The 5,592-nt window shown below is 60.9% G+C and carries 4 protein-coding genes; all 4 read left to right on the forward strand.

All coding sequences use genetic code 11. From position 1 onward, the window contains the following. The coding region (gene alg8 / locus AC1DRJ_RS18245) for a mannuronan synthase (protein ID WP_477803390.1) at positions 1-1,409 on the forward strand (1,409 nt) is incomplete at its 5' end. A gap of 36 nt (positions 1,410-1,445) precedes the next feature. Then, positions 1,446-2,615, forward strand: a complete 1,170-nt coding sequence (locus AC1DRJ_RS18250) for a PilZ domain-containing protein (protein ID WP_477803391.1) — start codon at positions 1,446-1,448, stop codon at positions 2,613-2,615. A gap of 9 nt (positions 2,616-2,624) precedes the next feature. Beyond that, positions 2,625-4,133: an alginate biosynthesis TPR repeat lipoprotein AlgK gene (algK, locus tag AC1DRJ_RS18255; RefSeq protein WP_477803392.1), complete on the forward strand. Its 1,509-nt coding sequence runs from the start codon at positions 2,625-2,627 to the stop codon at positions 4,131-4,133. Next, positions 4,130-5,592 (forward strand): alginate export family protein (locus AC1DRJ_RS18260; RefSeq protein ID WP_477803393.1); only part of this gene is annotated, 1,463 nt, incomplete at its 3' end. The genes algK and AC1DRJ_RS18260, both read left to right, overlap by 4 nt.

A 5,592-nucleotide genomic window follows, 5' to 3' on the forward strand; every position in this document is an offset into this window, starting at 1 on the left:
CCTTGGCGTTGCCTGCGTCCACATTCGACTCCGAGTCGAAGGACTTCATCTTCCTGATTGGTTTCATCGGGATCTGGCGTTACTCGATGGGCGCCACGCATTTTCTGCGCGGCATGCTTTTTCTGTACGTGGTTTACCCGCACCTGCGGCGCAAAGTGCGCAAGCTGGGCAAAGCGGCAGACCCGTCCCATGTATTTTTGATGGTCACCAGTTTCCGTATTGACGCGTTGACCACCGCACAGGTTTACGCCTCGGTGATCCGCGAAGCCATCGACTGCGGTCTGCCGACCACCATGGTCTGCTCGATCGTGGAAATGTCCGACGAGAAACTGGTGAAGAGTCTTTGGTCGCGGATGAACCCGCCGGCCCGGGTCAAACTCGACTTCGTGCGCATTCCCGGCACCGGCAAGCGCGACGGCCTGGCCTACGGTTTCCGCGCCATCTCCCGCCACTTGCCGGACGACCGTGCCGTGGTGGCCGTGATTGATGGCGACACCGTGCTAGGCGAAGGCGTGGTGCGCAAGACCGTGCCGTGGTTCCAGTTGTTCGGCAATGTCGGCGGCCTGACCACCAACGAGTTCTGCGAAGTGCGCGGCGGCTACATCATGAGCGAATGGCACAAGCTGCGTTTCGCCCAGCGCCACATCAACATGTGCTCCATGGCCTTGTCCAAACGCGTACTGACCATGACCGGTCGTATGTCGGTGTTCCGTGCCACTGTGGTCACCAACCCGGAATTCATCGCCGACGTGGAAAGCGACTCGCTGCAACACTGGCGCCTGGGTCGTTTCAAGTTCCTTACCGGCGACGACAAGTCGAGCTGGTTCAGCTTGATGCGTCTGGGCTACGACACCTTCTACGTGCCCGACGCCGCGATCAACACCGTCGAGCATCCGCCGGAAAAGAGCTTCATCAAGGCCAGTCGCAAGCTGATGTTCCGCTGGTACGGCAACAACCTGCGGCAGAACTCCCGTGCCCTGGGCCTGGGAGTCAAACGCCTCGGTGCATTCACCTCCGTGGTGCTGTTCGATCAGCGCGTGTCGATGTGGACATCGTTGCTGGGCCTGACGGTTGCGCTGATTGCCAGCTTCAAATACGGCACCGCGTTCATCCTGGTCTACCTGCTGTGGATCGGCATTACCCGCCTGATCCTGACCCTGCTGCTGTCCTGCTCCGGTCACCGGATCGGCCCGGCCTACCCGGCGATTCTCTATTACAACCAGATCGTCGGCGCGCTGGTGAAGATCTACGTGTTCTTCCGCCTCGACCAACAGTCCTGGACTCGCCAACCCACTTCTCTGACCCGTGATCTCGCCAGCTTTMAACGTTGGTTCAACACCTGGTCGTCTCGGACCATGACCTTCTCCGCCGGCAGCATTTTTGTCGCCGTGCTGCTGATGATGGTCTGACCGCCCCCTTATTGAATTAACCAGGAAATCGCCCCTATGAATACCGCCGTCAACGCCAACGTAGTGCATGAATCTGAAGCCCAGCGTCAACACGCCCGAGTGAAAATCCCGGCCAAGCTGCGTTTCTTCGGCCCTGACCGGACGCCGGTCGAAGCCCGGGTTATCGACCTTTCCGCTGGCGGCCTGGCGTTCAACGCCGGTCAGTTGCCGCTGAAAATCGGTGACGTGTACAAGGCCCGTCTGCAATTCGTCATCGACAACCTCGGCCTGGCCATGGACGTGGAGTTGCAAGTGCGCTCCTTCGACCGCGAGACCGGCCGTGTCGGTTGCCAGTTCCAGAACCTGGAACAGCGAGACATTTCCACCCTGCGTCACCTGATCACCTCTCACCTGGCCGGCGACATCGTCAGCATGGGTGAAGTGTTGGCGACCCTGCAGCGTGACAACTTCACCAAGGCGCGCAAGGTCAAGGACGGCGGCCACGGCATGACCGCGTTCGGTCGTCTGCGTGCAGTGACCTTCAGCCTGGGCATTTTCATCGTCGGCGTGGCGGCGTTCGGCTTCATCTTCAAATCGGTGTACGGCATGTACTTCGTCAGCCATGCCCAGGCCGGTCTGGTCAGCGTGCCGGGCATGAACATCACGATGCCGCGCGACGGCACCGTACAAAGCCTGATCAAAGCCGACRGCATTGCCGCCAAAGGCGCCCCGCTCGCCACCTTCAGCACCAGCATGCTCGATGTTCTCAAAGGGCATCTGGATGAAGACCAACTGCAACCGGCCAAGGTTGAAGAACTGTTCGGCAAGCAAATGACCGGCACCCTGACCTCGCCGTGCGATTGCACCGTGGCACAACAACTGGTTGCCAACGGTCAGTACGCCAGCAAGGGCGACGTGATCTTCCAGTTGGTGCCGCGTAACAGCGAAGCCAACGTTGAAGCCCGCTTCTCCTATCGCCAGTTCCGCGACGTGCGTCCGGGTACTGCGGTCAGCTTCCAGGTGGCCGGCGAAGACAAGACCCGCACCGGCAAGATCGTCAGCAGCACCAGCCTGAAAAGCGCAGACCTGTCGTCCGACATCCGGGTACTGATCCAGCCTGATGAAGCCCTGGACAGCAGCCTCGCCGGTCGCCCGGTGGAAGTGAACAGCGATCGTGGCCCGAACCTGAACTGGCTGATCGACAAAGCCATGGCTGTTGGTCTTTAAGTCGAGGACATGCCTGTGACCATCATAAAAATCCCGAACACACCGCAGTCCCTATGGGAGCGAGCCTGCTCGCGATGGGATCTGCGCAGTCTGTCTGATGTACCGAGCCGCCTGCATCGCGAGCAGGCTCACTCCTACATGGGATCTCTGTGTGCTGTGGCATTAGCAGTCAGCCTGGCCGGTTGTGCCGGCCTGCCCGATCAGCGTCTGGCCAATGAAGCCCTCAAGCGCGGTGACACGGCGCTGGCTCAGCAGAACTACAAGCAACTCGCCGACCTGGGCTACAGCGAAGCCCAAGTGGGCCTGGCGGATATCCAGGTCGACAGCCGTGACCCGGCGCAGGTCAAACAAGCCGAGGCGACTTACCGCGCCGCGGCCGACGTCTCGCCGCGTGCTCAGGCTCGCCTGGGTCGCCTGCTGGTGGCCAAGCCGGGTTCCACCGAAGCCGAACAGCACGAAGCCGAAGCCCTGTTGAAAAAAGMCTCGGCCAATGGCGAAGGCAACACCCTGATTCCGCTGGCCATGCTGTACCTGCAATACCCGCACAGTTTCCCGAATGTCGATGCGCAAAAGCAGATCAGCCAATGGCGTGCCGAAGGCAAACCAGAAGCCGGTCTGGCCCAGGTGCTGCTCTATCGCACCCAAGGCACTTACGACCAGCACCTGGACGAAGTCGCCAGCATCTGCAAAGCCGCGCTGAACACCACCGACATCTGCTACGTCGAACTGGCCACGGTTTATCAGAAACAGGCCAAACCCGAGCAACAGGCCGAGCTGATCAAACAGATGCAAGCCGCACATGCTCGCGGCACCGTCTCCGCGCAGCGGGTGGACAGTGTCGCCCGTGTGCTCGCCGATCCGACCCTGGGCACGACCGACGAGAAAACCGCGCAGTCACTGCTCGAACCCATCGCTCCGGGCTACCCGGCGTCGTGGGTAACCCTCGCACAATTGATCTACGACTTCCCTGAACTGGGTGATGTCGACCAGATGATGAAGTACTTGGACAACGGCCGCGCCGCCGACCAGCCCCGCGCCGAATTGCTGCTGGGCAAGCTCTACTACGAAGGCAAAATGGTCCCGGTTGACGCCAAGGTTGCCGAAGAACATTTCAAGAACGCCGTTGGCCGCGAAGTCGCCGCCGATTACTACCTCGGCCAGATCTACCGCCGTGGTTACCTGGGCAAGGTTTATCCGCAGAAAGCCCTGGATCATTTGCTGACCGCTGCGCGCAATGGCCAGAGCAGTGCCGACTTCGCCATCGCCCAGTTGTTTTCCCAAGGCAAGGGCACCAAGCCCGACCCGCTTAACGCCTATGTCTTCAGCCAATTGGCCAAGGCACAGAACACCCCGCAAGCCACCGAGCTTGCGCAAACACTCGAAGCACAACTGCCGCCTGCCCAGCTCGCCGAGGCCCAACGCCTGTTGAAACAAGAACAGGCCGTTCGTGGTGCCTTGAGCCAGAACACGCTGGAACTGCATGCCCTGCAAGAAGAAGACGGCGAGGAATCCCTATGAAGTTGAATCCATTCGTTCAGGCCGGTATTGGCCTGACATTCGCCTTGATGTGGTCGTGTCCGACCCTGGCGGCAGCGACCGACACCAAGAACTACGGCCTTGATGTGAAAATCACCGGCCAGTCCGAAGCTGACGTTGACCTGGGCACCCAGAGCGGCGGCGACGTCAACGGCGTCGGTCTCGACCTGCGGCCGTGGGTCTATGGCGAAAGTGGCGCGTGGAGCGCCTATGCCATGGGGCAGGCGGTCACCTCTACCGACATCATCGAAACCGACACCCTGCAACAGGGCAACGGCACCGAGTCCACCGATGTCGGCGATCGCAAGGCGAAGAAAAACTACCTGGCAATGCGCGAGTTCTGGGTCGGCTACAGCGGTTTCACGCCGTACCCCGGCGAGAACCTCAAGCTCGGTCGCCAGCGTCTGCACAATGATGACGGCCAGTGGCGCGACACCAACATCGAAGCGCTGAACTGGACCTTCGACACCACCCTGCTGCGCGCCAACGTCGGTATTGCCGAACGCTTCAGCGAGTACCGTACCGACCTGACAGAGCTGGCGCCGGACGACAAGGATCGCCAACATGCCTTCGCCGATGCGGCGTACCAGTGGACACCGGGTCACTGGGTCGGCATTCGCGGTCATCATGTCCACGATAACGGCAAGCTCGACTACCCGACACCGGGTGAGGCCAGCGACTCTCTGGAAAAGAAACAGAACGGCAACATCAGCTGGATCGGCCTCAACGCCGATAGCGACGCCTATAACTGGCGCAATACCAGCACGGTCAATTACTGGGCCAGCGTCACCGGCATGAGCGGCGAGCGCGACACGGTCAACCCGTTGAACGCCGATGGCACTGCACCGGCACAACCCAAGAGCAGCGGAGACGTCGATGGCTGGGCCACCGACCTGGGTGTGCGCCTGCGCCTTGACCCGCAATGGCAAGTCGGTGCGGCCTATGCCCGCGCCAGCGGCGATTACGAACAGAACGGCCTGGAAAGCAACCGCTCGAACTACACCGGCACCCGCTCGCGGGTACACCGTTTCGGCGAAGCCTTCCGTGGCGAGCTGAGCAACCTGCAGAGCGGCACATTGTTCGGTTCGTGGATGCTCAACGACGAATACGACGCCACCCTGATCTACCACAAATTCTGGCGTGTCGACGGCAACAAGCCGATCGGCAGCAACGGCATCGACGCGGTGCAGAACAACACCGACGACGCCACCGGCGCCATTCTCTCCACCAGTTCCCTGCCCCTGAACAATGGCGATACAGACCTCGGTCAGGAAATGGACCTGGTCGTCACCAAGTACTTCAAGCAAGGCCTGTTGCCGGCATCGATGAGCCAGGCGATCGATGAGCCTTCGGCGCTCGTGCGTTTCCGTGGTGGCGTGTTCAAGCCGGGTGATGCCTACGGCAACAACGTCGATTCGTACATGCACCGCGCGTTCATCGA

This window comes from Pseudomonas sp. P5_B2 (assembly GCF_056400445.1).